Origin of the sequence: Microcoleus sp. S13_C3, assembly GCF_036700905.1 — a bacterium.
Classification (GTDB): Bacteria; Cyanobacteriota; Cyanobacteriia; order Cyanobacteriales; family Microcoleaceae; genus Microcoleus.
Window position 1 is genome coordinate 1 of record NZ_JAUBPT010000111.1, and the last position, 26,779, is coordinate 26,779.

Sequence of the window (26,779 nt, forward strand, 5' to 3'; positions counted from 1 at the left end):
CCAGAACCGTGCTCAAAAGCTGAAACGAATTGCTGTACAACGGGAAAAGACGATAACGCAAATGATTGAAGACTGGATCGATAAACTCAAAGAAGAAAAGCCGTCCTAGAAGGACGGGGCTTGTACCCATTTCTTTGGTCAACACCATATTCGAGACCGGCCGATAATGCGATTTGGCTAACCGCTCTAGGTCTGTTTTAAGTTCTTCTGGAAGATATACAACTATTCTGGGGAGTTTTGCTGGCAAGGCTGTTATTTGTGCTTTTACTGCCCTATAGTACCTTACCGCGTCACCGTCTCAAACAAAGTACACGGCAGGACACGCAGGCAGTTGAGAGCGATCGCGCGCAGTGGTAGTTGATAGTTTAATCGTCTTTGGATTCATTAAACTTGCCTTCCTTCTGCGCTCTTTCGAGTCCTTCTTCCACCAAAAGTAATGCCATTTGGGAAATCGAACGACGCTCAATACTCGCCAGTTTTTCTAACTTCTCCTTGATTTCGGGCGGCGGGTAAAAGGCAACTCTAGGAGATTTTGCAGGACTCACATTGTTTGGGGGTAGCGTGTTCACGATGTTATTTTAGCTGACTGCAAATTTTTTAGAGCTTTTTTAAGCCAAGGTAGCACACCACAATCTAGTTTAGGCTAAAGTAATCTAAACACCAAAAAACCAAACCCCACTTCAACACAAAATAAACGGCCCGACAGGTTGGCAGTTGAGAATGACCCATCAGCGTAGAGATCAAAGGTTAATTGCTGCTGGGTTCATCTTCTGTAGTCTTTTTAGCCAAGTAAGCATCTACAGCTTCAGAGACAATCCGACTTACGAGATTGCTGACTGTCCGGTCTTCTTTCTTGGCCCAATCTTCCAAGACGTTGTAGGCGTTTGGAGGAACGTAGCTGGTGACTCGTTTTAGGTTTTTTGCTGGCAAGTTAGGCAACTGGGAATTTACTTCATACATCGATCGTACTTTCTTTGTACGCCTCTTGCATAGTGACACACGGTGTGATACCGTGTAAATAGTCAAACACAAAACCCCCACCGGTCAGAGTTGCAATCGTTCGGTGGGGGCTTGAACTCCCATATTTAGGAGGAAACTCTATGATATCACCGCCAAAGTCAGTTCCCGAACTGCTCCGGGAAGAAATTCCTGATGTACCTCAAGGTAAGCAACCGATTCGTTTGCTGTTGTGTGGCGTTCCCAAAGCGGTAGAAAGTATCGTTAATCTGTTGCACGTTTTAGGTTTTGCAGAAGTTGGGGAATGGAGCCCGCCTCTACCATCGCCGATAGCGGGTGAGGTGATTCGGATTTTAACCCGTTACTGGAAAGAGTAATCTTTGAGGGCGATCGCACGAATTGAAAAAGTGCGATCGTCCATTAACTCACTTCCAAAAGTTGGCTCAAAAACTCAATAAAATTTGCCAAAGCAGGAACCTGCTGCTTTGTCTGTTCGCTGACCCAATTATTATCAGCAATACTTGTTGTATTAGTCTTCCCAGGTTTGAGAACGCTGACAACAGTAGCAACTAAAGCTTTTTCGGGATCGAAATTTTTCCACTTTAAAGATTTTCTATCTGACTCAGAAAACTCATTTAGATAGGAACTAGCTTTTTCCATGTACGCGGGATAAGCTATCTGTCCGCACTCACACAGCAAAGTATCCAACACACCAGGCGAAGCGTTATCGGGCAAAACATAGACTCCTGTACGCGGGCTATTAGTATTTACAACACCCGGGCACTGCGGAAAATTAGGAAAATAACTTCGGAATTTCTTAGCATATGGTTCGGCTATGCGATCGGGAGTTGATTTATCGCAATCGGCAACTATCCCGAATGCTGCCAAATTTGTTTGATACTCAGAATTTGCGAATAAAATGTCATCCAAATTAGTCACAAGATTGCTTCCTTCACCTGCATAAATTGCTACAGAGATAGTATCATTAAACAGAATAGAAGGCATATCAAGACGTTTGTACAAGTTTCCTTTCTTGGGATAAACGGGAATAAACTTGCGCCAGAAGGGGTCTAACTGAGACTCTAATCCTTTCAACTCTTCCCGAAAATCTTTGAAATCCAAAAGCTTGAGAACCTTGCCTGTAAATGCCTGGTCGTGAGGTCCTTCTACTCCTATAATGGCGTATTTCACACGCGCACCTCCTGACCCAAATCCTCCCGCAATCTTTGCAATCTTTCCCGTTCAATTCTAACTGCTTTAGTTTGTGACTCCTGTTTCTCTAAACGATAAAGAACTAAGTCCGTCTCCGCATCGCTAGCATCCAACATCGCATCAATCGCTTCTAAACTGTGCGTCGTTGCAAATAACTGCACATCCATCAGCTTGCACCACTGCACAATCGAAGCAAAGGAACTGCGAAGTGCTTCAGTATGAATTGCTGTTTCTATCTCATCAATTAGCAAAACTCCACCTCGGACTTTTGCCATAGATAAAGCAATGAATAGCAAACGCCGCACTCCATCACCAAAAGCACTTAAAGGTGAAAATCCTAATAATTTATGGTTGATATAGATACTAGGGCGAGGTTCTTCAAGTGACAAAATTTCCAAGTCAATTATTTCTACATCGACAATCTGAAGTAATTTAATTACCTCATTTTTTAATCCCCTTAGTATTGCCTGTGACAGAAGATAGGACTCTAATTTTTCCTGCCTGTGAGAAACAGGTGTTACCATATCAATTGGCAATTCTGGGTAGAAGTGATGTTTGCGGAAATCACCTCTACTCAGCCTTTGATTAGACCATAATTCAACTTTTTTTGAGAATTCACGACCCAAGTCAACTCCATCAAATCCTGGTGGATCGCGAAATATTGCTTTGAGTTCTATTTCAGCACCGTGCGAACTCTTATATTCAGTATAGTCATAAGATTCTAGCCAATCTTCCGCGCTATCTTCAAAATCTTTTTCGGATTGATATAGCAGTTCCATCTGGTTGTAGATTGCTCTAGATTCTACAACTTGGAAGCTACCCTTCCCAGAAATATAGGTTTCTCCTACGTAAAGAATGGGTTTAGGTACTTCATTGTTTTGAGGAAATAACCATTTGAAAGCATTTAATGGAAGCGTGGGAGAAGCCTTGATTTCTCGACGCTGTGCTGTTTTCAGCCATTCTCCGATATCTAAGGGGCGACAATAGGTTGATATCGCCTCTAAAACACTGGTTTTACCTGAGTTATTCCCACCAACCAATATGTTGATTTGGCCCAAACCCTGCAAGTTCAAATCTCGCAGGCCTCGGAACCTATGAATGGTTAAATTGTCAAGGTGTTTCATAATTACAACTGGGGCGTATAAGTCGATCGCACTTGCAACTCCTTCAACTGCTTCTCATCCACACCAGACGGCGCATTTGTCAGCAAACAACCCGCCTGCTGCGTCTTCGGAAACGCAATCACATCTATTCATTGTAATGATACTTACAAGCGACGATCGCAATTTCTCGATCTGTAACTTGGTAAACTAAACGATGTTCGTTATCAATGCGCCTAGACCAAAAACCACTTAACTCGTATTTCAGAGGTTCAGGTTTTCCCAATCCTTCAAACGGTGAGCGGTCTATATCTTTAATCAATTCTACAATTTTGCGATAAATCTTTTTGTCTAATTTTGCCCATTCATTAAAATCTGCAAAAGCAGAAGATTCAAAAACAATTCTTCTGCTCATTGCAAATTCTGTAAATTAACTTCAACTAAATTTTGCCGTTCCTTAACATTTTCAATAGCTTTTAAAAGTCTATTTTTGTTGACTTCTGATTTCAAAAGATATTCGGTTTCATCACACTCAGAAACAATTATTTCAATCTCTTTATCTCCAAAAGTCGCCTTGATTTGTTCTAAAAAATGATGATTGAGTTCGCTGGCTTTTAAACGATAAACTGTTGACATCGTTTTTACCTATTTGGGATTATGATAATTATAGCGTTTTTAGTCTAAAGAAACCGGGTTTTTCACTTTACAAACCAAAGAAACCGGGTTTTTTGCCACTTCTACGAGGTGTAACGCGTCTTCTCCGCAAAAACCCGGTTTCTGACTGCGCGAGAATCAAAGAAACCGGGTTTTTCGCTGTTTTGGCGAGGTGTAACGGGGAGCATCTCACTTTTGCAGCCAAGCTAGAAATTGGATTTAGGAGTCAGGAGTCAGGAGCCCGGAGAAAAGAGTCAGAAGGAAGAAGGAATGAGTCAGAAGAAGTGTTTTTACAAATATGAGATGCTCCCGTGTAACGCGTCTTCGTCAACAGGTGATTGACTACAAAACTGCGCCGTTTAAGCAAACTGTTAGTGGCGTGGATATGGTGTTGGATACAGTAGGTGGCGAGACTCAAAGACGATCGCGGAAGGTTTTCAGACGCGGCCTCGTGTATCAAATTTTAACGAATAATTTTCTTAGCTTTGGCTGCTTTTAACCAATCAGGAAACTCGTTAAGGAGCTTTTCATATAATTGCCCATCCGAAATACTGTTAATGTTGTCCAAAGCGAAAAAATTACAATTATCAACCATTCTTCCTTTCATTGTATCAAAACGTTCGAGAATGCCATAATTACTACCTCCCACTCCGACAAATTGCCAAAAAATAGGATATTTAGATGATTCTGTAATGATTTTTGCTATTTGTTCACTGTAACCTACTCCTCCATCACTTATAAATATCACATAGGCCGGTAAATTAGACCTCATATAGGTTTTGACAATCTCATTCATAACCACTGGTTCATTATTATAGCCGGATTCCAATTTAGCCATCCATTGTTGCCAGCCACCCCATTCCCTGTTTACATACCCATTTATGTTTTTCACTGTCACAGGAGTTAAACTTTGTGATTTGTTTGCAAAAGCCCAAGTGTCTAACTCGCCGTCATCGTCAAAATGAACTGCAATGGGTACAACTTTATTCACAACTAATTGCACATCTCCTCTGGAGTATTGACTAGACATTGAGCCTGAAGCATCCAGTACCAATGCTACTTTTGCTATCACATCTTGCAGTTTCTTTTTTTCCAAAGATACGGTTAGCTGTTTGGCCAAACTGACAAGGTGGGGAGCATCTTTCTCCAGCTTTTTCTCTAAAGAAACTTTGGGCGATGCCGGTGGGGAGGGTTTAATCTCTTCTCCGCCAAAATTCTTGAGTAACGCACTTAAACCACCATTAAATCCCTGCCCTACGGCGGCAAAACGCCACACATCTTTAAAATAAATTTCTCCAACAATGATAGCTTTTTCAGCCTGAAAATCCGCGCCATTAAAAGAAAATTCAGCCACCTTTGTCTGTCGGTCTAAAATCTGTAAATAGCCGCGGCTAATTTGTGACATATTACCCTCACCGTCTAGCGTAATGGTAAATACCAGTTTACGAATAGTTTGGGGGAGCGTCGATAAATTAATTTGAAACCTCTCCATATCCCCACCTTGTCTACCTAGACTGGCTAAAGATCCGCAGGGTGAAGATTTTTGGTTGTAGAAGATAAAATAGCGGTCATCAGAGAGCCTGTCTTCAGCATCGACTCCAAAACATGATAAATCAAATACCATTCCTTCTGAAGCCGTAATTCCCAAGCCTACTTGGATGAGATTTGCTGTAGTAAAATCGCTCAACTTAGATTTTTGTCCGCGCACTAATGACCGCATATTTATCTCCTTTTGTATCTTATTTTGGCTAGGAATATGTAATGGTTTAGCTGGCGTTCACCCCATAATTGATTGCCATCGCACCTAATCCACCTTTGAATCCTTGTCCAACAGCACGAAATTTCCAGTCACTACCATGCCGATACAATTCACCAAATAACATGGCAGTTTCAACGCTCATATCCTCCGATAAATCAAAACGAACTATCTCTCGATTGTTATCTTGATTGACAATGCGAACAAAGGCAGAATCAACCATCCCAAAGTTGTGCTTGCGCGTATCTGCGTCATAGATAGTGACTCCGATTACCAATTTTTCTATATCAGCCGATAGCCTTTCTAAATTGACCTTAATCACCTCATCATCGCCTTCTCCGGCACCTGTGAGGTTGTCACCCGTATGTTCTATCATTCCATCTGCGGACTTCAAATTATTGAAAAAAATAAAATCCTTTTCGCTGCGTACCTTCCCATCACTTTTAAGTACGAACAAGCTGGCATCTAAATCAAAGGCACTGCCATCAGTTAAACGGACATCCCAGCCAAGCCCAATCAATATTTTTTTTAAGCCTGGTTCTTCTTTACTTAAGGAAACATTACCACCTTTGCTAAGACTAACACCTATTTCTAACTTCCTCCGTTAAAATTGCTGACAATTTTGCTGATTTTAAGTATCAAAATTAAGGACTGTCAGATAAATTCTGACAGTATCCTAAATCAGTAAATATACTGTTTGATAGCTTATTGATAGCTTAAGCGAGTTGGGGCGGATTTTCGGTAAAACTTTTTGCCAGAAAGCTCTTACTGGTGTTTTACTTTAGCAGTTGGTAGATGTGGTGTCAAGAGGCGTTGGTCAGCGCAAACGCATCTGATTTTTATAATGCTTACAGGAAAAAGATTTAAGCCATTGTATAGTTTTGTTTCTAAATCCCGAACCCCTTGCTGGGCAATACTTTCAGAATTTAGATGCCATCGCCCTAGAGTTTTTGTAAAATTCACAACGACATTGCTTCCGCTCCGAGATGGATTGCCATTGTTGCCCATAAACCCGGTTTCTTAACCAGGATACGCATTTCAACTGAGATGCTTCGTTTCTCTCAGCATGACACAGTTTCTCTCAGCATGATACAGTTTCTCTCAGCATGACACATCGGCTTTGCCTAAGTCCCGCTCGCCTTATGACTTGGGCGTATAAGTCGATCGCACTTGCAACTTCTTCTACTGCTTCTCATCCACATCAGACGGCGCATTCGCCAATAAACAGCACGCTTGCTGCGTCTTCGGAAACGCAAGGACATCTATGATAATTATAGTGTTTTTAGTCTAAATACGTGCCATGTAATTATGGCATTAACTAAATCTCTCAATAAACATATCGGGAGTAACAATTTCGACTCCTTGAAAAGGAGTTAATACCAATAAATCCAAATCACCCGTAACAATTACATTGGCATTACCACTAACAGCCAACTCTAAAAACTTATTATCTTTTTCATCTCGACAAACAGTCATTTTTTCTGTAATAGAAACTAATTGGGATGAACTGATAAATTTTAGTAAGAATAACTGCCGATCTTCCAAAGAAAGATACTTGTTAAACTTTTTACGATTTAAAACTTGCTCTAATTCATTTAAAGTCGTTTCAGAATATAAAATTATTCCTTGTGTTTCTGCCAACTCAATCGCCCGAAATGGCACTGAAGTTTTAAACAGTAAAGCACTGATTAAAACATTCGTATCAATGACAAATCTATTCGTCATTATTATCTGCTAAAATGTCTTGTAAAATTTCAGGCGTTAAGCCTCGCTGCATGGCTCTGTCGGAAATTTCTGCCATCACCTGCGTTAATGTTTTATTGTGTAAATTTTGTCTAAAAAACAATTGAATAATCGAACTTAACTCTTGCTGAGTCTTAGGACTAGCTTCTTCAAAAGCTGTCTTAATATTTTCATCAACTTGAATCGTAATTATTGCCATAGCCGTTAAAAAAAGTGTTAATACGAAAACTTTTTTTGTTCTAATTCTATTTTATCACACATCTTGCACCCTTCTTAAGAACAGGCAAGATGCCTGTTCCACAACAGATGAATTTTATTGTGCGCCGTTGCTTCTAGTCCGCCATGAAAGGATTATTGAGAATGGTCAAGGTATTCTAAATAATTATGACTTGGGCGTATAAGTCGATCGCACTTGCAACTCCTTCAACTGCTTCTCATCAACCCCAGCCGGCGCATTCGTCAGCAAACAACCCGCCTGCTGCGTCTTCGGAAACGCAATCACATCGCGAATCGATTCCTCACCAGCCAACAGCATCACCAACCGATCCAAACCGTAAGCAATGCCTCCGTGGGGCGGAGTTCCATACTCAAACGCATCCAACAAAAAGCCAAACTTATTGTAAGCTTCCTCAGTCGATAAGCCGATCGCCTCAAACACCTTTTCCTGAACATCCCGCTGATAAATCCGCAGGGAACCGCCGCCGATTTCTGTACCGTTTAACACCAAATCGTAAGCTTGAGCTCTCGCAGTTTTCAAATCATTAATATCGTCAGGATGCGGCGCAGTAAACGGGTGATGCAATGCTTCCAAACGCTTCTCATCAGCGTTCCATTCAAACATCGGAAAATCTGTCACCCACAGCAGATTCATCTTGTCTTTATCAATCAATCCCAATTCGTTACCCACGAACAAACGCAATCTATCCAAAGTCTTATTGACAGTTGTCACATCGGCTGCGGCGAATAACAACAAATGACCTGGTTGCGCGCCCGTGCGATCGAGCAATTGCTGTTTTTGTGCTTCCGTCAAATTATCCTTAATAGCGCCGATCGTATCAATTTCGCCGTTATCCCGCACCCGAATGTAAGCCAATCCCTTCGCACCCGCTTCGCTGGCTTCCTTAAACAAATCGCCTTTCGGGCCCGGTTTAATCCGCACGTTAGAAATTGCATCATTCCCGCCCGGAATCGGCAAAACTTTCACAATTCCGCCCGCAGCAACCGCCCCGGAAAATACCTTAAATCCCGAATCTTTCATCAAATCGGAAACATCGACTAATTCCATACCGAAGCGAGTGTCGGGTTTGTCGCTACCATAGCGATCCATTGCTTCCGCGTAAGTCAAGCGCGGAAAAGGACGAGGCAATTCTACGCCTTTGACACTTTGGAAAATCTGGGAGACTAAACCTTCGTTTAATTCGATAACTTCTTCTAAAGACATGAAACTCATTTCCATGTCTAATTGTGTGAATTCCGGCTGTCTGTCGGCGCGCAAATCTTCATCGCGGAAACAGCGCGCAATTTGATAATATCTGTCCAAACCCGAAACCATTAACAATTGTTTGAACAACTGCGGCGACTGCGGCAAAGCGTACCATTCGCCCAAATTGACGCGGCTGGGCACTAAATAATCTCTCGCACCTTCAGGAGTCGATCGCGTTAAAATCGGTGTTTCAACTTCAATAAAACCTCCCACATCTTCCAGGTGGCGGCGCATCGCTTTGACTACTTGGTGGCGAAGCTGCAAATTGCGACTCATACGATCGCGCCGCAAGTCCAAATAGCGATATTTCAGGCGCAAATCTTCCCGCACGCTTTCATTTTCCGCCGTCGCCACCTGAAACGGTAACTGTTTGCGAACCGCATTCAACAACTCAATTTCGTCAGCGTAAATTTCCACCTCACCCGTAGGCAATTTCGGGTTGAGGGACTCTTCGGGGCGGCTGCTGACTCGCCCAGTAATTTTAACCACGTATTCGCTGCGTAAAGCCTCAGCCCCGTGATAGGAATCGGGGGTGCGTTCAGGATCGCTGACAATTTGCACAATACCCGATCGATCGCGCACATCCAGAAAAATCACCCCGCCATGATCGCGGCGGCGATCCACCCAGCCGTAAAGGGTGACAGTCTCTCCAATGTGTTCGCTTCGCAGTTCGCCGCAGTAGTAACTTCTCATAATTGGGGGTTAGGGACTAAAAATAAAGCTTTTTGATTATAGCGCTTAGTGTCAAAACCTTTTATGAACAGGCAAGATGCCTGTGCCACAAGAAAATTCAATCTTTGTGGAACAGGCATCTTGCCTGTGCTTTAAATATCTACAGCCAAGATGTCTGTGCCACAAGAAAATTCAATCTTTGTGGAACAGGCATCTTGCCTGTGCTTTAAATATCTACAGGCAAGATGCCTGTTCCACAAGAAAATTTAATCTTTGTGGAACAGGCATCTTGCCTGTTCTTTAAATATCAACAGGCAAGATGCCTGTGCCACAAGAAAATTCAATCTTTGTGGAACAGGCATCTTGCCTGTTCTTTAAAATGGTGTCATATCTGAGTTTAATCCTTCTTGTCAAAAAACGCCGTCAGCGCGTTCCATGCAGACTTAGCCGTCTCTGTCAAGCGAGTGCCGATCGACTCAATTTGCTTCACAATAAGGTGCCAATTCTTTTCAGCTTCCGTGTGAATGTGGTCAACAGCTTGTTCGATGCGATCGCGTTCGATCAATTTATTTTGTTCCACCGCTTCTCGCGCTTGTCGCACTGCTTTCAAATAAGCTTCGCGACTGACAACGCCTGCATCTTGCACCTGCGCTTGCGCCCGCGTTTTAATCGCATCTACCACCAGCCAATTTTTCTCAGTTTCTTGTTTAATCAGCCTGACTGCTTCTGTGAATCTCTCGTGGGCGAGATCCTTATTTTCTTCGATCGCCCCGGAGGCTTTATTGACAGCTTTTAAATAAGCTTCGCGGGTGAGTTCGCCCGCTGCTTGCACTTCGGCGGTGGCGCGTTTTTTAATTGCTTCAAACAGCGCCGCAGTTTCTGCGATGGCCTCATCAGTCGCGTCGGGCATCTCTTTTTTGACGAGCTCCGTCGTTTCGAGAGTTGCCTCTAAAATTGGTTCCTCGGTTACTTTTGGATCTGTCATCTCAATCTTCTCCTGTGGTAGTAAACATTTTCAAAAAATCTCACAGTCCCTGGGTGCAGACTTTGTAGGTATAGCGCCAGAAGGAATTGTGGTCTTTTATACAGACTTTGTACGTGTAGCGCCAGAAGGAATTCTGGCATTTAATAAGAACTAGGCAATTATTGTTCCAGCTTTATCAACTTTTGTATCCGCGCTTACCTAGTTGGAATGACCTCAGTTCTATTACATTATATCTACCAAAGTTGCTCTAGTGTGTAGGATACCGCCAGCTTGCAGGTACGGTTTAGCGCACTTAAATTTTTGATAAGTCTCTCTACCTAAAAAAACACACACCAATAAACTTGGTTCCTCAACGCAACAAAACTGGCAAATTTAATAGTTTCAATCTTCCAACTGCAAATCTTCGCTATCGTCCGTATATAACAAGTGGTGACGCCTTTGAGCGTGCAGTAAAGATTGAGGAAATTCGTACTGAGATAAGAGGATATCTTCGAGCGCAACTTTCATTTGATTGGCGCAGATATGTGGCGGCACTTTACCCATTCCCGTACCCATGCCCGGAATAGCGATTGTTTCAATGATATGTTTGACTGGCGTTCCATCTGGGACTGAGCCAAATTTTACGAGAGTCAAAATAGCGCGGGTTGCTAGATAAACATTTACTGTTTCTCTTAAAACTGTGGGAACGCGCATAATTGGTGCAGCTATTAAATAGGGAATTTCAGCATGATGGGTGTCTACAATTTCTGCCATTCCTACTAAGAGTTCGCCCTGATGTCTAGCCTGAATTAGTTTTTGCAAGCGTTCAAGAACCTGCCCTCCAAAATATTGGGAAATTTCTAACTCTAAGCCGTCGTCCATGAAACCAAAACTATTCCCCACACTAACAAGAGCATCACATTTCACATCAAATATGGAACCGTGATGTATCTTGACATTTTCCATACTGCCGCAAGTGCTTTCCCAGGCTCTAACTAAGCCATCGTCTAAGGTAGCCAGCACAATTTGCATAAATACTCTCTCTTAATTTTAATTGCGAACAGCTAGAGCGATCGCCAATTTAATCCTACAATACTTTACATAAGTCGGCTGAATCTAAAATTCATCTCAATTTCAACTAGCAAATCTCCAAGGGCTGTATGCTGCAAGACCCCAATCTGCGCCACCCGATCGCAATTAGTTTAGGTGCCGTTGCCGGCGCTTTGAGCCGGTATTATATCACCTTGTGGTTTGCCAATCGTTTCGGGACGGCTTTTCCCTACGGAACTTTTTTTATTAACATCACGGGTTGCTTGGCTATGGGATTTTTTATCACCCTCGCTTTTGAACGAGTGCCGACTATGCCGTCGGAAGTACGTTTAATGGTAGCAACGGGCTTTTTGGGAGCTTATACTACTTTTTCAACTTACGGTTTAGAGACGAATGTCTTGTGGCGCGATCGATCTTACAGCATCGCCGCTTTTTACTGGGCAGGCAGTGCCATACTAGGAGTAATTGCAGTTCAGTTAGGTGTGATTCTAGCACGAATTGGCAAATAGATAAAATCGGTTTTTCCCAAATAATACCAGTTTAAGAAATAAATGCAACTGTAGGCAAACTCTCCACCCATACGGGAGCATCTCAATGAAAGCAGCCCAGCTAGAAATGGGAGTTGTGAGGTTGTGAGGCAGGAGTTTTGAGGCAGGAGGCAGGAGGAAAGAGGCATAACGAAGGAGCTAGAAGAAGTATTTTTACCAATATGAGATGCTCCCACCCATATAGCATCAGTCACTCGATTTGATCTCAGGATTGTGGACAATACCTACGAAGTTTTTTGATCTCATATCATGTGCGCTGGATTAACCATAATATCCCGGTAGGGGCGGGTTTTTGAGATTGTCAATTATTGGCAGGTATTGTTGGGAAACCCGCCCCTACAAAAATCGATCTCGCTCGACTGGACATGATATCACACACCCTTAACCTAATACAGGGAGAGAATCGTGTTTGGGGGCTGAGGGGCTAAAGTCTTCAAGCTGTTTCCCTATCTTGTTTTCAGTTTACTCTTTCTCGGTTAAACTCACGTTTAATAAATAATGCTTATGGCCCTCCGATATCGCTGTTCTCAAAAGAACGGTTGAGGATTTAAACAGTGTTTGGTGCGTTTATGCTCGTACATGAGTTTGTCAGCCTTGGCCAGCAATTGCTCTAATAAAACTTCATTGTTTAAATCCCCAAACTCCACACCCAGGCTTATTGATATATAAGCTCGCTCAGACTTTTGATTAAAGCGATCTATATTTTCTTGCAGCCGAGCATGGAAATTAGTAGATGAATCTCCCGAAAAGTTAGGAATAAATAAAGCAAATTCATCTCCTCCCAGTCGAGCCACAATATCCGCCTCACGAAAGGTTTGCTTTAATATTTGAGCTGCGTCAACGATTACTCTGTCTCCCATTTCGTGTCCGAAAGTGTCGTTAATCTTTTTCAAACCATCTAAGTCAGCGAATAAAATAAAATAGGATGTTTGTGTGCGTCGAGCAATTTTTAGTTGTTGATCGGCTAGTAAAAAGAAGCCTCGTCGGTTATATAATCCAGTTAATTGATCGGTCACGGATAGCTGCCTTACTTCTGCTTCTGCCCTCAGACGTTCTTGGATTTCGTGTTCTAAACGTTTATTTTGTTCGAGCAGTTGTTGGCGTTGCTGTTGGATGAGTAATTGATTTTTTACTCGCATCAGCACTTCCTGCTCTTGAAAGGGTTTGGTAATATAGTCTACACCACCCAGTTCAAAGGCTCGTACCTTGTTTTCTAGTCGTTCGAGCGCACTGATAAAAATAACCGGTATCTGAGCAGTCGCTTCCGATGCTTTTAACTTTTGGCAGACTTCGTACCCATTCATCTCCGGCATATTGATGTCAAGTAAAATTAGACTGGGTGGGTCGCGATGAACACCTTGGAGTGCCATTCTGCCGTTGAGCGCTTTACGCACAATATAGCCCTGTGACTCTAGAATTTTGGCTAACAGGCGCAAATTGTCTGGGGTATCATCCACGATGAGAATATTCGTTTGGGCGGCAAGTTTGAATAAAGCTGTCATGGTCTTTTTCCTAAATCTGGGTGAGAGTTGCGATCGCTTCAAGCTGAAAGTTATCGACCAGAGATGTCATCGCCTCGATGAAATCTTGTTTCTCCTTGGGAATTTGAGCGATAAGTTCATAAAGCTTATTATCACTAAGATCGAGTGCTGCTTCATGAACTTCTGCAATCCACTTGGTGGGCATGGTTTTTACGTCGGGAGTAAATATCTTTGGTGGCGAAGCTGATGAGTCTGGTGGAACTTTTTCGGCGTAGCAGTAGCGGACGCCCAAGTGATGAGCTATTTTGTCGAAAAGTGTGTCTTCAGTAAACGGCTTGGCAATGTAGTCATCGCAACCGACTTGCAGGCTGGCGATACGATCGTCTTCAAAAGCATAGGCAGTGAGGGCAATTATGCGTGTAATTTGTCTTTTGTTCTGTGACATTTGCCCTGAGTTATCTGCTGATGACTCATGACTCATGACTAAGGACTGTTGTGCTCGAATCTGTCTCGTCGCTTCATAACCATCCATGACAGGCATTTGAATGTCCATCAAAATCAGGTCAGGGTGCCATGTTTGCCAACGATCGATCGCCTCTACCCCATTTTCCACCGCACACACATCAAACCCAACTGACTCCAGCAGCGTCACCAGCAGTTGCCGATTTTCTGGAACGTCTTCTACTACTAGAATTCGGTAGATAGGTTGCCCAGGTTCGATCCCGATAATCCGATCGCTAATTTCAGGTTCCTCTAAATCAAGGGACTCTGGTAGTTCCAAAACGACTTGGCAGGTAAAAGTCGAGCCTCGATCTAGGGTGCTTCGCACGGTGATATCGCCTCCCATCAGACGCGCAAACTCACGACTGATAGACAGTCCTAAACCTGTTCCTCGATCGTGACGATCGCGATTGCTTTGCCTGAAGGCGTCAAAAATTGATTCTAAATCTGAGGGAGAAATGCCAGATCCGGTATCCTCAACTTCGAGAGACAGGGTAATAGTGGGTTTAATATCGGATGGATTAGTGGGGCGATCGCAATTTGTACCGGATGGCATATCATCAGATGAAAAAGCTCGTCCCCGCAGGGCTATGCTTCCTGTTGTTGTAAATTTGAGCGCGTTCCCAAGCAGATTAATCAATATTTGGCGAAGTTTTGCTTGATCGCCACAGACATAACGGGGGACAGTAGCATCCCACTCGCTGCTAAGATGTAACCCTTTCTCACCCGCTTTGAGAGTGAACATCTCGTTAATAGAACCCAGCAGTCGATGCAGATTAAAACAGCTTGTACTCAGTACCAATTGCCCTGCTTCAATCCTAGACATTTGCAAAACATCGTCGATCAATGTCAGCAGGTGTTCTCCACTACGGGTAATGATGCCTAAATGCTCTTGAAATTCTTCTGGGATATGGGGGCTGCGGTTCATAAGCTGGGTAAATCCCAGAATGGCGTTGAGTGGCGTTCTGAGCTCGTGGCTCATGTTGGCAAGGAACTGGCTTTTGGCACGGTTGGCTATGGCGGCCCTTTCAGCAGCGTGTTCTAGGGCAGCTTGCGAAAATTCTAACACCGCCAGCATGAGGATATGTCTCATTTCGGCGGCCGCTTCTAACTCTGCAATCTGCCACGGATAAGACATCTGGCGCACTGTCTCTTGCCACAGTTCAAAGGATTTGCGGGGACACAGGTGCATTTTTCCAATTTCGTCGATCGACACAGCATCCTGTGGATTACCTGCCCAGTTTACGGTTTGAATTTGCTCTGGTCGGAACCAAAGGATGTGGTATGACTTTTGTTTGGCGTAGCATAGCAAGATTGAGATTGCTAAAACACCGCTAGCTCGATCTTTGAATTGCTTCGCTTGGGGATAAAACTGAGACAAAGAAGCTGTTGCAAACACTCGTTCTTTGTTCTGTTGCAGCAACCACTGCACGAGTTCGTCAACCTCAGCTTCAGATGGTGTTTTACCTACCAATGTCAGACGACCATCGAGCAGAATTGCAGCTCCATGAGCATGAACTAAATCTAGCAATTGAGAAGCATTTTCGGTCAATACCTGTTCGATAAAATTAGAATCTCGCCGGAATGCCTGCTGAAGTTGATCCTGAATAGTTTTCGCCTGCGATCGGTAAACGTTCAATTCTCGCTCTTGCTGATGCACCAGTTCGATCGAGGCAAATTGTCCTAAAAATTCACAGGTTTTGCGAGTTTCGTAATCTACCAATCGCGGGCTGTAATGGTGACAGGCAATTAATCCCCAGAGGCGCCGATCGTCAATTAACGAAATCGTCAGTGTCCCAGCCACTCCCATATTCTGCAAATATTCAATGTGGTAGGGAGATACTCCCCTTAACACACAAGCACTTAGATCCTGGGGTGTATTGGTTAGGGGATGGTTGGTGGGAATTAGGCGGGCGGGGGTGTAATTAATATTGGGAATTTGGCGCACCCAATTGCTGTAAAATAATTGGCGGGCGGGTACGGGAATATCGATCGCCGGGTAATGCAACCCCAAGTAGCTTTCTAGATAGCTTTCTTTCTCTTCAGCAATCACCACCCCATGATCGTCGGCTTCAAAGCGATAGACCATCACGCGATCGAACCCGGTCATGGCTTTCACTTCTCTAGCAATGGTTTGAGCTAAATCCGAAAGACCGATCGCACTGCGAAAGTTGAGGATAACTGTTTGCAGACGATCGTAAAAATCGATTGAATGATTATTTTCAATAGTCAATTGGGGTTCGATCTCCAGAATCAACTCATCTGGTAGCTGATGCAGTGTGCTTCTATATGTTTGAATCGAGCCGTCTTTGAGAGGAATTTTTAGAGCGAAACCCTTATGAATGTTTAGTTGTTCTTGAGTTAAATACCTAACAATTTCTTGTACTCGATCGTGACCCAATAACTCTGGCAATGGCTGACCTAGCAATTCTTCGGCAGAAATGCCCAAAAACTGTTCTACATTTTCACTGACTTGTAAAATATTGAGGCTGTTTCGTTGCATCAATAAAACGATTCCGTGTGGCTGAATATGACCGGGAGCATACACGGATTCTTCACTGCATTCCTCTAAAATTTTTAAATTTAAAGGAGTGAATTGGAAAATTTTGGGATTTTTCTGAGGCATTTTAGAGCAGTAATTATCAATAAAAATTAAGGACAGTTTTTTCAGGATTTACCAATAATTAAATTTAATTCTTGTTAGCTGTTCCTAATTCCCTAGTCCTAATCAAACGTTTAACTGCACAACAGCTTATAAATCAATACGGTTCAGTTAAGCCCGATCCCCCCTAGCCCCCCTTCTTAAGGGGGGGACAAGAACTTACTCAAAGTCAACCCCTACTCCCCTTCTTAAGGGGGATTTAGGGGGATCTCCGGGGAATAAACAGTTTTAACTGCACAACAGCTTATAACTCCAATGGAGAAATTCCTATTTGGAAATTACCTTGAATTAGATTAAGGATTTTCTCAAATTGATACTGGCTGGCGAGTTCCGTCACATAAATACCCAATTGAGCGAGGTCTGAGGAAAGTTGAGCTACCAGTTCAACGATCGCCACATCATCCCCACATAAAGCAGCATCTTGCAACTCAACCACCCATTCTTTTGGTAATGTCGCCAGAAGCGTTGGATCGAGGGAATCTGAAAGCCCAGAGGCAACTGAACAGAAGTAAGAAGGAAAACAATCTGTTCCCCGTTCCCCGTTTTCTGTTTCCTCTTCCAGATATACATATTCTAAACCTAGGTATTCCGCCATCTTAAGAAATAGGGTTTGTTCCCGGAAGGGCTTGCTGATGTAGTCGTTGCAGCCAGCAGCCAAGGCTAGGGTGCGATCGCTCTGGGAAGCCTGGGCCGTAAGTGCAATAATGGTACTGTTCTGTCCGTCTTCCATTGCCCGAATGTGCTTTGTAGCCTCGTATCCATCTAACACGGGCATCCGAATGTCCATCCAGGTTAGGTCGGGTTGCCATTCTTGCCAAATCTGCACCGCTTCCTGTCCGTTGGTAGCTTCTTTTACCTCTAATCCTAATTGTGTCAGTAATCTGACGATTAGCAAGCGATTTTCTGGTTGATCGTCAACCACCAAAATGCGATAATCCGGTTGACCGGGAGCCAGCCCAATCACGAGACGATTATTCTCTTCGGGTGTAACATTAACTCCACTGATGGGGCTGACGGGAAGGGTAAAAGTGAAGGTACTCCCCTCTCCCAGAGTGCTGGTGACAGAAATTTCTCCGCCCATGAGTTCCAACAATTTGCGGCTAATGGTTAGACCTAGCCCAGTACCGCCGGTCAATAGCTTCCCAGCTTGGGCTTGCACAAACGCATCGAAGATGGTATTGAGTTCGACCGGTGCAATCCCTACACCTGTGTCAGCAACTACAAACTGGAGAATCGGCCGAGTTGTGGCTAATTCCCCTGTACCGTTCGCCTCAATGCTGACTTGCAAAGTAATGGTTCCCTGATGGGTAAATTTGATAGCATTACTCAGCAGATTGAGCAAAACCTGACGCAGTTTTTGAGCATCGACAAGCATAAATTGGGGGACTTCTGGCGCAATCTCGAAACAAAGGTCAAGTCCTTTAGAACTTGCTCGTTGCGTCAACATATTTCGGAGGGAATGCAGTAGCGCAATTAAGTCCAATCCGCTTTCTTCAACTGTGAAGTGTCCCGATTCAATTTTGGAAAGATCCAACACATCGTTAATCAAACTCAAGAGGTGATCGCCACTGCGACGAATTGTTTGCAGGTCTTCTTTTTGGTTGGGAGTTAGGGAGGAGTCATGGGCCATCACCTGAGCAAATCCTAGAATCACGTTGAGGGGAGTGCGTAATTCGTGGCTCATATTGGCTAGGAAGGTACTTTTTGCCAAGTTCGCTTCTTCTGCTGCTTCCATGGCGTGCTGCAGTGCCAGTTCTTTTTGTTTGCGATCGCTAATATCTTGCCCAATGCCCAAAAAATACCCGCTGGAAAGCGGCACGTGTGCCCAAGATGTCTCTAACTGCTGTCCCCTGGCGGTGAGTGTTGTCAAATCCTTCCACTTTCCGGTTGCCGAGAGCATATGTTCTAAGACACTTTGGCAATAAACCGGGTCAGGATAACACTCAGCTAAGATATCTTTTTGCTGCCACTCTTCTAGCGACCAACCTAAAATTTTTTCAAATTCCGGGTTGAGCAATTCCATTTTACCCTGCTTGTTAAACAAACCAATCATTACTGGAATATGATCGACGATTGTTTGAAACATCTCTTTCTGATAGCGCAGAGCTTCCTCTGCCTGTTGTCGAGCCGTAATATCTCGCAGAAAGGTAGTAAAAATAATTTCACCGTTGATCTCGATCTTGGAAATCGAAGCCTCTGCCGGAAACTCTGTGCCATCTTTGCGTCGTCCAAAAATGGCTCCTCGCTCTGCCATTTGCCTTGCAGAGCCTCCCTTATGGGCATAGTGGCTGATGTGCTGATGGTGAGCATCGGCAAAGCGCGAAGGCATCAACATCGCCAGGGGTTTCCCTAAAATTTCCTCGGCCGCGTAACCAAAAATTTGTTCGGCTCCCTTGTTAAACAAAGTGATTTGCTGATTGGTATTGATCGAAATGATCGCATCGCTGGCAATTTCTAAAATTCCGGCAAATCGCGTTTGAGAGATTTTTAACTCGATTTCGGATTGTTGGCGATCGGCTTCGTTGCGTTTACGTTCGCTAATATCCCGGCAGATACAGAAGTTCATCATCTCATCTTCTAATTTCACCCGGTTCCAGCTAATTTCCACGTCATACACGGAACCATCCTTGCGGCGATGTCGCGTCTCAAACAGCGGAATAACCTCCTCTCTCTGGAGTATAAGTTGTAGTTCTTCCTTCGTCCATTTAGCATCCCAATCAAACACACTCAGATTCAGGGTTTCTTCTAGGGTGTAGCCCAGCATTTGAGCAAAACTGCAGCTAGCTTCGACAACTTTTCCCACGCGATCCATGACAACAACACCGTCCAGTGAAGTGTTGAAGAAGGTTTTACTCCGCAAGAGTTCCTTTTCTAGTGCAAGTTCGGCTTTTTTGCGATCGCTAATATCTTTCATGAAGCAGTAATGCCCCAAAAATTGATGCTGTTCGTCGTAAGTTGAAATCATCACCAATTGCTTATAAAAAACAGAACCGTCTTTACGGACTCCTTTCGTTTCAACTTCAACTCTGCCCTCTTGCACCATCAGCCAATAGGCCGCAACCAGTTTTTTCAACTCATCGGGATGTACGGTTTTTTCCCAAGACATCCCCACCATTTCTTCGGGCTGATAGCCTGTCACGTCAGAATATGCTTTATTGGCATAGAGGTAACGTCCTTGTACATCCACTTTGGAAATGCCGGACAGCGCATTTTTCATCACCTCACTCAGTTCTCTAAGCTCTGCTTCTGCGTGTTTGCGATCGGTGATATCTTCTGAAAAACAAAGTAGGTACTGGGGCTGATGCTGCTCGTCGTAAATGGGAATCTCCACCGTATGCAGCCAACGTTTTCCCAGACTAGGACTGTCAATGACTTCTTCGAGAATATCCTCAGTCTTACCTTTATCAAAAACTTCTCTATCCTTTTGGTCAAAAAAGATAGCCTGTTCTTTTGGAAACAAATCATAGCCACTTTTGCCGATCGCTTGTTCGGCTGATATGCCAAATAACCGTTCGCTGGTTTTATTCCAAAACTGAAATAGGCCAAATCGTTTAGGCTGTGCCTCCTTAACAAAAACCGCCACCGGTAAATTATCCAGAAGTGCTTGTAAAAAATTGCGCGTTTTTTGGATTTCTAGCTCTACTTTTTTGCGCTGGCTAATATCAATAAACGTAACTACAACTCGTTGATTTTGACCCTTTTGATCTAACTCAGGGTAGGCGTTAACTAATACCCAAACAAAACTATCACTCCTTTTTTTTATTCCTAAAACATAATTTTTGAGGGAACTTCCCGTGGATAAAACCTGATTCACGGGATATTCCTCTGGGGGCATAACGCTGCCATCTTCCCGCACCAACTGCAATGCCCGATAGCGCATGGTTTTTCCCAGCATTTGATCCATTGAAAGCCCTAGTAATTCAGCTGCAGTTTCATTACATAATTGGATGCTGGTATCTGTCTCATAAATCACAAAACCCGCATTTAAGTTATCGATCAATTGCCGATATCTGGCTTCGCTTACCAGTAAAGCAACTTCAGCTTCCTTGCGCTCTGTAATGTCGGTGTGAGAGCCAGCCATCCGAATTACGTTACCTGCATCATCCCAAAGTGCCTGACCGCGATCCAAAATCCATTTGTAGGAACCATCTTTGCAGCGCATGCGATGTTCTGTGATATAAAAAGGAGTTTTCTTGGCAAAATGGTCTTGAATGGCTTGCATCACCCATCCCAAATCATCGGGATGTACCAGATTAGCCCATTCGTCTACAATGTTTTGGATTTCATGGTCTTCATAGCCCAGCATTTCCTTCCAGCGACTAGAAAAGAAGGTCTCGTTGGTTAGAACATTCCAATCCCAAATGCCGTCATTGTTCCCGCGTACAGAAAGTTCCCAGCGTTCTTCACTTTCACGTAGTGCTGCTTCTGCTTGTTTGCGGTCAGCAATATTCCGGCCAATCTTTGAGGCTCCAATTATATTCCCTGCTTGGTCTTTAATGGGGGAGACACTCATCGAGACATCGATTAATGTTCCATCTTTCCTCAGCCTCTTTGTATCGTAGTGTTTGATGCGTTCTCCTCGCTGGATTTTGGTGATAATTTCGTTTTCCTCATCTCGATAGTCTGCGGGAATCAGTTGTCTCCCTGATTGCCCTACTATTTCGGCGGCTGTATAGCCAAAAATTGTTTCGGCTCCTACATTCCAACTTGTAACTACACCCTCTAAATCTTTGCTGATAATGGCATCTTCCGAAGATTCAACGATCGCAGCTAGTCGAGCGATCGCAATTTCTGCCTGTTGTCGCTGGTGAATTTCCCATTGCAACTGGTGATTGGCTTTTTTGAATTTATCGACTTCGCCATAACTAACTTGTGCGAGATACACGACCAAAATCAGCAGCCACACTAAAATTAAGCCACCAATTAACACAAGTGTTGGCAAATAAAAATCTTCTTTTCCTACTAAATATAAGTTGGGATAAATATCTACTCGCCACTCTGCACTATAGGCTCTTATTACAACTGTTTTATGCAGTGAATGATGAGATAAAAGCTCTTGACCGTAGATCAAATCTGTGCCATCATATATAGCCACTTTGTACCCAGGAGGCACTTTTAAAATACTGTCAAATAGAGTTTTAAACTTAAAAACTCCGACAATAAACCCATCAAACCGCTGCCCTACAAATAAAGGAAAACTTGCTAGAAATCCTTGACCCCCTTGAGCGAGGGAAACATTGCGAGTTAACATAGGTTGACGCAAATCACGAGCCACTTGCAAAGTGATTTTGCGACGCAGTTCCAGATTAAGATCTAGGTTTTGCGCTGCCTCATTCCCAGCCAGTGGCACAATCGATCGCACTTTAAATGATGGATCGACTAATGCGATCCCCTGATAACCGTAGAAATCCTTTACATAAGCCTCAGCATCGGCTTCCCAAATAGCCTGTGGTGTACCGCCATTGGCTGCCCAGCGATTCGCCATGTGCCGAAGTGTCAGCATCCGAATTGATAATTCTTGGGTCAGTTGTGAATGAATCGCATTGGCTTCCTGCTGAATTAACTGCTCGATGTGAATTTGTCCGTTGATGGTTAGCTGTTGCCACGTAAATAAAACAGCAAGAGAGGCCACCACACCAAGCAAAAGAGGTAGCAATCGTTTAAGTGGTGTTTGGCATAAAGTTATAATTCCCTTGAGTCGAGGTCTCATCATAAATTAAGCGATAAATGAATAGATGTGTATTCCCTTTCTTGGGCTAGAGTTGGGTAATTTAATGAGGCAATAAAAAAAGTTACGAGCGTGAAAACCGGTTAGGCATAAGACAATATCTAAACTTTATACCCCCTCAAGTGAGCTATTAGATTTCACCGACAAAGAATGTTGTTCATTAAGCCCTAGCCCTTTAACTAGATTTAGAGAGGGCGATGAGCAACATCTGTTCAGATTGTAAATAGGTGTTGTTTGCCAACATTGGCGACAAAACCAGTAGATTTGATGCTGGCGAACGTGACGCAGCATTTGATTCGAGCAGCAGGGGCAGTGTGTCATAAAGACCTATTTTTTAACTAAGGGTATTTCACTATCGTTGCCAAGTGCTGTAAGCTCGCTTGCAGCAACCATAACAAGACCCTAGAAAAAAAAAATAAAGATTTGGTAAAGAAGATAAAATGGTTAAGGAAAAGATACAAGTTTAAACATTCCGTAATGCAATTAAGATTGCAGAGAATTTTTATCCCCAAATACGCACCTTGTAATGTCCCATCTGGTTTGTTATAATTCTACCCTATTCAGATGCAGCTTTTGAGACCCATTCCTACATAAAACGGTTTTCCTGTTCCCTGTTCCTTGATTTGATATGAGGGTCTCAATCCCCGCCCTACACATTGGCAGTTGGAACAGAAACCATAGCTGGAGCGAGGGGATTCACTATCACCGCTTGCAGATGATGTTGACAGTTTTAATTAACTGTTGACTAGAGCAAGGTAATAAGTTGTCAAACCAATTCTTCCCCAAAAATTCTTGGTGTGTATAGCAATCCTTGCAGGAGTCGTAAATTTTGTACCCCACCCCAACCCTCCCCTTGAACCAGGGGAGGGATTAATAAATTAACAAATGATTTAGGATTGCTATATAACCCGTGACGCGGAAGAAGAAAGGATTTACGTAGTTAACATTTTGGGATTGATCGAGTGCGATGACGATCAACTGCACGTTATCCAATCGCGATCGCCAGCTTCGTTATTGATGATAGCCGATCGCACGGGCAAAGCAATTAGGTTATCGGCTCAGCTTTGCCATTTTATCTTAATCCGCGCCATTTTGAAGCAGGAGCTTGAGAAATCAAAAAAGGGCGGCTGGGGCTGTTTTGGGTTTCTTTAGATACTGTAGGGTTAATTGGGGCTGGCTATGGGATTTTCCCTTCATTACCTTTGACGAGGTGCAAAAACGGATACCACCCCCCGACTCCTGTGGTGGAGAGTTCAAAAGGGAGCATCTCACCTTTGCAGCCCTCCGCTAGAAATTGGAGTTTTGAGGCAGGAGGCAGGAGGCAGGAGGCAGAAGGAAAGAGGAAGAAGGAAAGGGGAAGAAGGAAAGAGGAAGGCAGGAGGCAGGAGGCAGGAGGCAGAAGGGAAGAGGAAGAAGGAAAGGGGAAGAAGGAAAGAGGAAGAAGGAAGGAGCCAGAAGAAGGAAGGAGCCAGAAGAAGTATTTTTACAAATATGAGATGCTCCCGTTCAAAATTGTAGAAGAAAGTTCAACCTCCCAGATTCATATGTGGAGTAAATCTCAAATCTCAAATCCTCCGACTCAGCGCTTACACCCAAGTCTCAAATCTCAAATCGACTAACTTTCACAGAAGCGCGATCGCATTTGACAGCCAGATTCCGCTCTTTTACGCTTGGGTGATGGGGAGTGACGCCATCGCAGCCCTGATTTTTGAGAGGCAAGTTCGATCGCATCGGCATCTTAACTCTGATGTGGGCAGTGATTTTTTCTTCACTGTTTGCCCCATTGGTATTGTTCGGAAATGGGCAGAGGGGATTGCTAGGAATGACTTTATGGGGTATAGGTATGGGAGCCCAGGAATCGATTTTGAAAGCAGCCGTAGCTGGAGTCGTGCCTGCCGACAAAAAAGGTTCCGCCTATGCGATATTTAACACAGGCTATGGCCGATCATGATTTCTGGGCAGTTGGGCGATGATAATTTTGTACCATAGCTCAATTATTTGGCTGGTTATATTTTCAGTTGCGCTCCAACTCGCTGCTTTTCGAGTCTTGTTGCTGGTGAAAAAGCGATCGTCTGTCACAGAAAATTGACTGAATACTCGCCAGTCATACCATTTTCGATTTTCGATTTTTGATTTTCGATTGAGAATGACTGACAATCAAGCATCCAGGATACAAGCCCCCGGATTCATTCGTCCAGAAATAAAAAACCTGTATCCGATAAAGGAGCCCCCGAATTTATCCGTGAGGTCAAGGCTTCAATCTAAAATCTAAAATCTAAAATCTAAAATCTAAAATCGATTGACTGCATCATGGTTTGGGGCTTACCTGCCGTTGTATTATTTTACGAAACTGGTATTAATTAGCAGTTATCCGTTGTCAGTTTCCCAGAGTTTTTAACTAATGACTGCGGACTACTGACTACTGACTACTGACTACTGACCACTGACTACTAACTACTGACTACTGACCACTGACTACTGACCACTGACTACTAACTACTGACTACTAACTACTGACTACTGACTACTGACTGCGGACTACTGACTACTGACCACTGACTACTGACCACTGACTACTAACTACTGACTACTAACTACTGACTACTGACTACTGACTACTGACTACTGACTACTGACTAAATTTAAACAACAAGCGAGGAGGTTTAGTTGTGGTAGTTAAAACAGCAACAGAGTGCCTGATTACCTTAGAAGGCGTTAGCAAAGCTTACTCGCAGCCCAACGGTCAAACAATCTCTATTTTAGAGCCAATTAATTTAGATTTGCGATCGGGCGAAATAGTAGCTTTACTCGGCCCATCGGGTTCAGGAAAATCAACATTAATGCGAATGATTGCCGGACTTATCCCGCCCACTGCAGGTCAAGTTCTATACCACAATCGTCCTTTAGTCGGCTTAAATCCTGGAGTAGCCATTGTATTTCAAAACTTTGCCCTTTATCCCTGGTTGACGGTACTAGAAAATGTAGAATTAGGCTTAAAAGCTAAAGGAGAATTGCCAGAACCGCGCCGAAAAAAAGCCTTACGGATGATTGACATTATCGGTTTAGACGGATTTGAAAATGCTTATCCGAAAGAACTTTCCGGCGGGATGCGGCAGCGGGTGGGATTTGCTAGAGCTTTGGCGGTAGAACCCGAATTGCTTTGCATGGATGAACCGTTTTCAGCTTTAGACGTGCTGACCGCAGAAAACTTGCGGTTTGAGTTATTAGATTTGTGGCTGGAAAAAAAGATTCCGACTCAAGCTGTGTTAATCGTAACTCACGGGATTGAGGAAGCGGTAATTTTAGCCGATCGCGTTGTAGTCTTGGGTCGCAACCCGGGGCGAATTCGCGCCGAGTTAACGGTGACTTTGCCGCACTACCGCGATCGTAAAACTCCCGAATTTCAAGCTCTTGTAGACCAAGTTTACAAAATTCTCACCAATCCTGACTTGAGCGACGAAACAGTAACTGCACCTGCTGAAAGTGCCGCTACTGTGTCTCAACCTCAAGCCGCTCAAAGCGCTAAATACCAATCTCTGCCGCAGGTGCGAATTGGTGCGATCGCAGGCCTGTTGGAACTCTTGGAAGACCGCAAGGAGAAAGACCTCTACCGCCTCGGTCAAGAATTAATGTTAGAGGTTGACGACATTTTGCCGATCGTGGAAGCAGCAAAATTAATGGAATTTCTGGTAATTCAAGAAGGCGACCTCCTGTTAACACCAGTTGGCATTCAGTTCATTGCCGGCGGAATTGACCAGCGCAAACAAATTGTTCGCACCCAAATTCTCAGCAATATTCGCCTCGTACAGCAAATGTATCGAATGCTTCAGGCTAAGCGCAATCACCGCATTTCTGAAGAGTTGATTTTGGATATTCTCGAAGCCCACTTTAGTCCCAAAGAAGCAATGCGGCAATTGCAAACTGCTATTGACTGGGGTCGCTATGCAGAGTTATACAGTTATGATGAGCCCGGGGGCGAAATGTTCTTAGAATCGGAAGATAAAGCTGAGTAGTTATTTGCTATTGATTATTTGTTATTTGTTATTTGTTATTTGTTATTTGTTATTTGTTGGTATCTTAGTCTTGTTTGTTGGTATCTTAGTCTTAGTCTTGTTCCCAGGCTCTGCCTGGGAATACATACCCGGAGGCTCTGCCTCCAATAACCAATAACCAATAACCAATAACCAATAACCAATAACCAATAACCAATAACCAATAACCAATAACCAATAACCAATAACCAATAACCAATAACCAATAACCAATAA

General features: G+C 43.6%; 24 protein-coding genes. 5 read left to right on the plus strand and 19 right to left on the minus strand.

Translation table 11 applies throughout. The features are described 5' to 3' along the window. From QUA16_RS37025 to QUA16_RS25335, 3 genes are all read right to left on the minus strand, one after another. On the minus strand, positions 1 to 247 hold a 247-nt coding region (locus QUA16_RS37025), incomplete at its 3' end, for a ribbon-helix-helix domain-containing protein (protein ID WP_445252203.1). Positions 248 to 365: 118 nt separating this feature from the next. Continuing rightward, positions 366 to 569: a ribbon-helix-helix domain-containing protein gene (locus QUA16_RS25330; protein ID WP_015178320.1), complete on the minus strand. Its 204-nt coding sequence runs from the start codon at positions 567 to 569 to the stop codon at positions 366 to 368. Between the two features lie 178 nt (positions 570 to 747). Continuing rightward, the gene (locus tag QUA16_RS25335; RefSeq protein ID WP_172189296.1) at positions 748 to 960 is read right to left on the minus strand and encodes a ribbon-helix-helix domain-containing protein; all 213 of its coding nucleotides are present in this window, start codon (positions 958 to 960) and stop codon (positions 748 to 750) included. A 140-nt stretch (positions 961 to 1,100) separates the two neighbouring features. Between QUA16_RS25335 and QUA16_RS25340 the strand changes: the two genes are divergently transcribed. Beyond that, on the plus strand, positions 1,101 to 1,334 hold the full coding sequence (locus QUA16_RS25340; RefSeq protein WP_172189298.1) for a hypothetical protein: 234 nt from the start codon (positions 1,101 to 1,103) through the stop codon (positions 1,332 to 1,334). Positions 1,335 to 1,377: 43 nt separating this feature from the next. Here QUA16_RS25340 and QUA16_RS25345 read toward each other — a convergent pair whose 3' ends face one another. From QUA16_RS25345 to QUA16_RS25360, 4 genes are all read right to left on the minus strand, one after another. Continuing rightward, the gene (locus QUA16_RS25345; protein ID WP_333107131.1) at positions 1,378 to 2,148 is read right to left on the minus strand and encodes a DUF3226 domain-containing protein; all 771 of its coding nucleotides are present in this window, start codon (positions 2,146 to 2,148) and stop codon (positions 1,378 to 1,380) included. Next, a complete protein-coding gene (locus QUA16_RS25350; protein ID WP_333107132.1) occupies positions 2,145 to 3,293 on the minus strand; it encodes an AAA family ATPase in 1,149 nt (382 codons plus the stop codon). Before QUA16_RS25350 ends, QUA16_RS25345 begins: the two co-directional genes overlap by 4 nt. 124 nt (positions 3,294 to 3,417) lie before the next feature. Continuing rightward, the gene (locus QUA16_RS25355) at positions 3,418 to 3,684 is read right to left on the minus strand and encodes a Txe/YoeB family addiction module toxin (RefSeq protein WP_333107133.1); all 267 of its coding nucleotides are present in this window, start codon (positions 3,682 to 3,684) and stop codon (positions 3,418 to 3,420) included. Continuing rightward, positions 3,681 to 3,905, minus strand: a complete 225-nt coding sequence (locus QUA16_RS25360; protein ID WP_333107135.1) for a hypothetical protein — start codon at positions 3,903 to 3,905, stop codon at positions 3,681 to 3,683. Before QUA16_RS25360 ends, QUA16_RS25355 begins: the two co-directional genes overlap by 4 nt. A 316-nt stretch (positions 3,906 to 4,221) precedes the next feature. Here QUA16_RS25360 and QUA16_RS37030 point away from each other — a divergent pair, with 316 nt between their 5' ends. Next, positions 4,222 to 4,422 carry a zinc-binding dehydrogenase gene (locus QUA16_RS37030; RefSeq protein WP_445252202.1) on the plus strand — a complete coding sequence of 67 codons (201 nt, stop codon included), beginning with the start codon at positions 4,222 to 4,224 and terminating at the stop codon, positions 4,420 to 4,422. Here QUA16_RS37030 and QUA16_RS25365 read toward each other — a convergent pair. From QUA16_RS25365 to QUA16_RS25395, 7 genes are all read right to left on the minus strand, one after another. After that, positions 4,387 to 5,643, minus strand: a complete 1,257-nt coding sequence (locus tag QUA16_RS25365) for a VWA domain-containing protein (RefSeq protein WP_333107138.1) — start codon at positions 5,641 to 5,643, stop codon at positions 4,387 to 4,389. The two genes, QUA16_RS37030 and QUA16_RS25365, sit on opposite strands and share 36 nt — an antisense overlap. Positions 5,644 to 5,689: 46 nt before the next feature. Beyond that, positions 5,690 to 6,268 (minus strand): TerD family protein, encoded by a 579-nt coding sequence (locus QUA16_RS25370; RefSeq protein WP_333107153.1) that lies wholly within the window; start codon positions 6,266 to 6,268, stop codon positions 5,690 to 5,692. 725 nt (positions 6,269 to 6,993) lie between these two features. Continuing rightward, the gene (locus tag QUA16_RS25375) at positions 6,994 to 7,404 is read right to left on the minus strand and encodes a putative toxin-antitoxin system toxin component, PIN family (protein ID WP_333107140.1); all 411 of its coding nucleotides are present in this window, start codon (positions 7,402 to 7,404) and stop codon (positions 6,994 to 6,996) included. Then, entirely contained in the window at positions 7,394 to 7,621 is a 228-nt protein-coding gene (locus tag QUA16_RS25380; protein WP_190733082.1) for a hypothetical protein, read from the minus strand. Before QUA16_RS25380 ends, QUA16_RS25375 begins: the two co-directional genes overlap by 11 nt. 183 nt (positions 7,622 to 7,804) lie before the next feature. Further along, a complete protein-coding gene (aspS, locus tag QUA16_RS25385; protein ID WP_333107141.1) occupies positions 7,805 to 9,598 on the minus strand; it encodes an aspartate--tRNA ligase in 1,794 nt (597 codons plus the stop codon). A gap of 376 nt (positions 9,599 to 9,974) precedes the next feature. Then, the gene (locus QUA16_RS25390; RefSeq protein WP_333107144.1) at positions 9,975 to 10,562 is read right to left on the minus strand and encodes a hypothetical protein; all 588 of its coding nucleotides are present in this window, start codon (positions 10,560 to 10,562) and stop codon (positions 9,975 to 9,977) included. Positions 10,563 to 10,943: 381 nt separating this feature from the next. Further along, positions 10,944 to 11,573, minus strand: a complete 630-nt coding sequence (locus tag QUA16_RS25395; RefSeq protein ID WP_333107145.1) for a macro domain-containing protein — start codon at positions 11,571 to 11,573, stop codon at positions 10,944 to 10,946. Positions 11,574 to 11,701: 128 nt separating this feature from the next. On the opposite strand from QUA16_RS25395, the gene crcB reads away from it, so the two are divergent. Next, complete coding sequence (gene crcB / locus QUA16_RS25400) at positions 11,702 to 12,100, plus strand: fluoride efflux transporter CrcB (protein WP_333107147.1); 399 nt, start codon at positions 11,702 to 11,704, stop codon at positions 12,098 to 12,100. Positions 12,101 to 12,666: 566 nt separating this feature from the next. Here crcB and QUA16_RS25405 read toward each other — a convergent pair. The 3 genes from QUA16_RS25405 to QUA16_RS25415 all read right to left on the minus strand — a co-directional run bounded on the left by QUA16_RS25405 (position 12,667) and on the right by QUA16_RS25415 (position 22,496). Further along, positions 12,667 to 13,641 carry a diguanylate cyclase gene (locus QUA16_RS25405; RefSeq protein WP_333107148.1) on the minus strand — a complete coding sequence of 325 codons (975 nt, stop codon included), beginning with the start codon at positions 13,639 to 13,641 and terminating at the stop codon, positions 12,667 to 12,669. A gap of 10 nt (positions 13,642 to 13,651) precedes the next feature. Then, positions 13,652 to 16,747, minus strand: a complete 3,096-nt coding sequence (locus tag QUA16_RS25410) for a response regulator (RefSeq protein ID WP_333107149.1) — start codon at positions 16,745 to 16,747, stop codon at positions 13,652 to 13,654. Between the two features lie 280 nt (positions 16,748 to 17,027). After that, positions 17,028 to 22,496, minus strand: a complete 5,469-nt coding sequence (locus tag QUA16_RS25415) for a PAS domain S-box protein (protein WP_333107151.1) — start codon at positions 22,494 to 22,496, stop codon at positions 17,028 to 17,030. Between the two features lie 1,289 nt (positions 22,497 to 23,785). On the opposite strand from QUA16_RS25415, the gene QUA16_RS25420 reads away from it, so the two are divergent. Continuing rightward, on the plus strand, positions 23,786 to 24,130 hold the full coding sequence (locus tag QUA16_RS25420) for a hypothetical protein (RefSeq protein ID WP_333181428.1): 345 nt from the start codon (positions 23,786 to 23,788) through the stop codon (positions 24,128 to 24,130). Here QUA16_RS25420 and QUA16_RS25425 read toward each other — a convergent pair. Further along, entirely contained in the window at positions 24,111 to 24,413 is a 303-nt protein-coding gene (locus QUA16_RS25425; RefSeq protein ID WP_333109638.1) for a hypothetical protein, read from the minus strand. The genes QUA16_RS25420 and QUA16_RS25425 overlap by 20 nt on opposite strands. 767 nt (positions 24,414 to 25,180) lie before the next feature. Between QUA16_RS25425 and QUA16_RS25430 the strand changes: the two genes are divergently transcribed. Next, on the plus strand, positions 25,181 to 26,524 hold the full coding sequence (locus tag QUA16_RS25430; protein WP_333109637.1) for a nitrate/sulfonate/bicarbonate ABC transporter ATP-binding protein: 1,344 nt from the start codon (positions 25,181 to 25,183) through the stop codon (positions 26,522 to 26,524). Positions 26,525 to 26,566: 42 nt separating this feature from the next. On the opposite strand, the gene QUA16_RS25435 is transcribed toward QUA16_RS25430, so the two are convergent. Beyond that, positions 26,567 to 26,779, minus strand: a 213-nt coding sequence (locus QUA16_RS25435) for a hypothetical protein (RefSeq protein WP_333181430.1), incomplete at its 5' end; no start/stop codon positions are given.

Excerpts from the sequence above, each read along its gene's own strand:
- QUA16_RS25335 (WP_172189296.1), bottom strand. The coding sequence starts at position 960 with ATGTATGAAGTAAATTCCCAGTTGCCTAACTTGCCAGCAAAAAACCTA.
- QUA16_RS25340 (WP_172189298.1), top strand. The coding sequence starts at position 1,101 with ATGATATCACCGCCAAAGTCAGTTCCCGAACTGCTCCGGGAAGAAATT.
- QUA16_RS25350 (WP_333107132.1), bottom strand. The coding sequence starts at position 3,293 with ATGAAACACCTTGACAATTTAACCATTCATAGGTTCCGAGGCCTGCGA.
- QUA16_RS25355 (WP_333107133.1), bottom strand. The coding sequence starts at position 3,684 with ATGAGCAGAAGAATTGTTTTTGAATCTTCTGCTTTTGCAGATTTTAAT.
- QUA16_RS25360 (WP_333107135.1), bottom strand. The coding sequence starts at position 3,905 with ATGTCAACAGTTTATCGTTTAAAAGCCAGCGAACTCAATCATCATTTT.
- QUA16_RS37030 (WP_445252202.1), top strand. The coding sequence starts at position 4,222 with ATGAGATGCTCCCGTGTAACGCGTCTTCGTCAACAGGTGATTGACTAC.
- QUA16_RS25365 (WP_333107138.1), bottom strand. The coding sequence starts at position 5,643 with ATGCGGTCATTAGTGCGCGGACAAAAATCTAAGTTGAGCGATTTTACT.
- QUA16_RS25375 (WP_333107140.1), bottom strand. The coding sequence starts at position 7,404 with ATGACGAATAGATTTGTCATTGATACGAATGTTTTAATCAGTGCTTTA.
- QUA16_RS25380 (WP_190733082.1), bottom strand. The coding sequence starts at position 7,621 with ATGGCAATAATTACGATTCAAGTTGATGAAAATATTAAGACAGCTTTT.
- aspS (WP_333107141.1), bottom strand. The coding sequence starts at position 9,598 with ATGAGAAGTTACTACTGCGGCGAACTGCGAAGCGAACACATTGGAGAG.
- QUA16_RS25390 (WP_333107144.1), bottom strand. The coding sequence starts at position 10,562 with ATGACAGATCCAAAAGTAACCGAGGAACCAATTTTAGAGGCAACTCTC.
- QUA16_RS25395 (WP_333107145.1), bottom strand. The coding sequence starts at position 11,573 with ATGCAAATTGTGCTGGCTACCTTAGACGATGGCTTAGTTAGAGCCTGG.
- crcB (WP_333107147.1), top strand. The coding sequence starts at position 11,702 with ATGCTGCAAGACCCCAATCTGCGCCACCCGATCGCAATTAGTTTAGGT.
- QUA16_RS25405 (WP_333107148.1), bottom strand. The coding sequence starts at position 13,641 with ATGACAGCTTTATTCAAACTTGCCGCCCAAACGAATATTCTCATCGTG.
- QUA16_RS25410 (WP_333107149.1), bottom strand. The coding sequence starts at position 16,747 with ATGCCTCAGAAAAATCCCAAAATTTTCCAATTCACTCCTTTAAATTTA.
- QUA16_RS25415 (WP_333107151.1), bottom strand. The coding sequence starts at position 22,496 with ATGATGAGACCTCGACTCAAGGGAATTATAACTTTATGCCAAACACCA.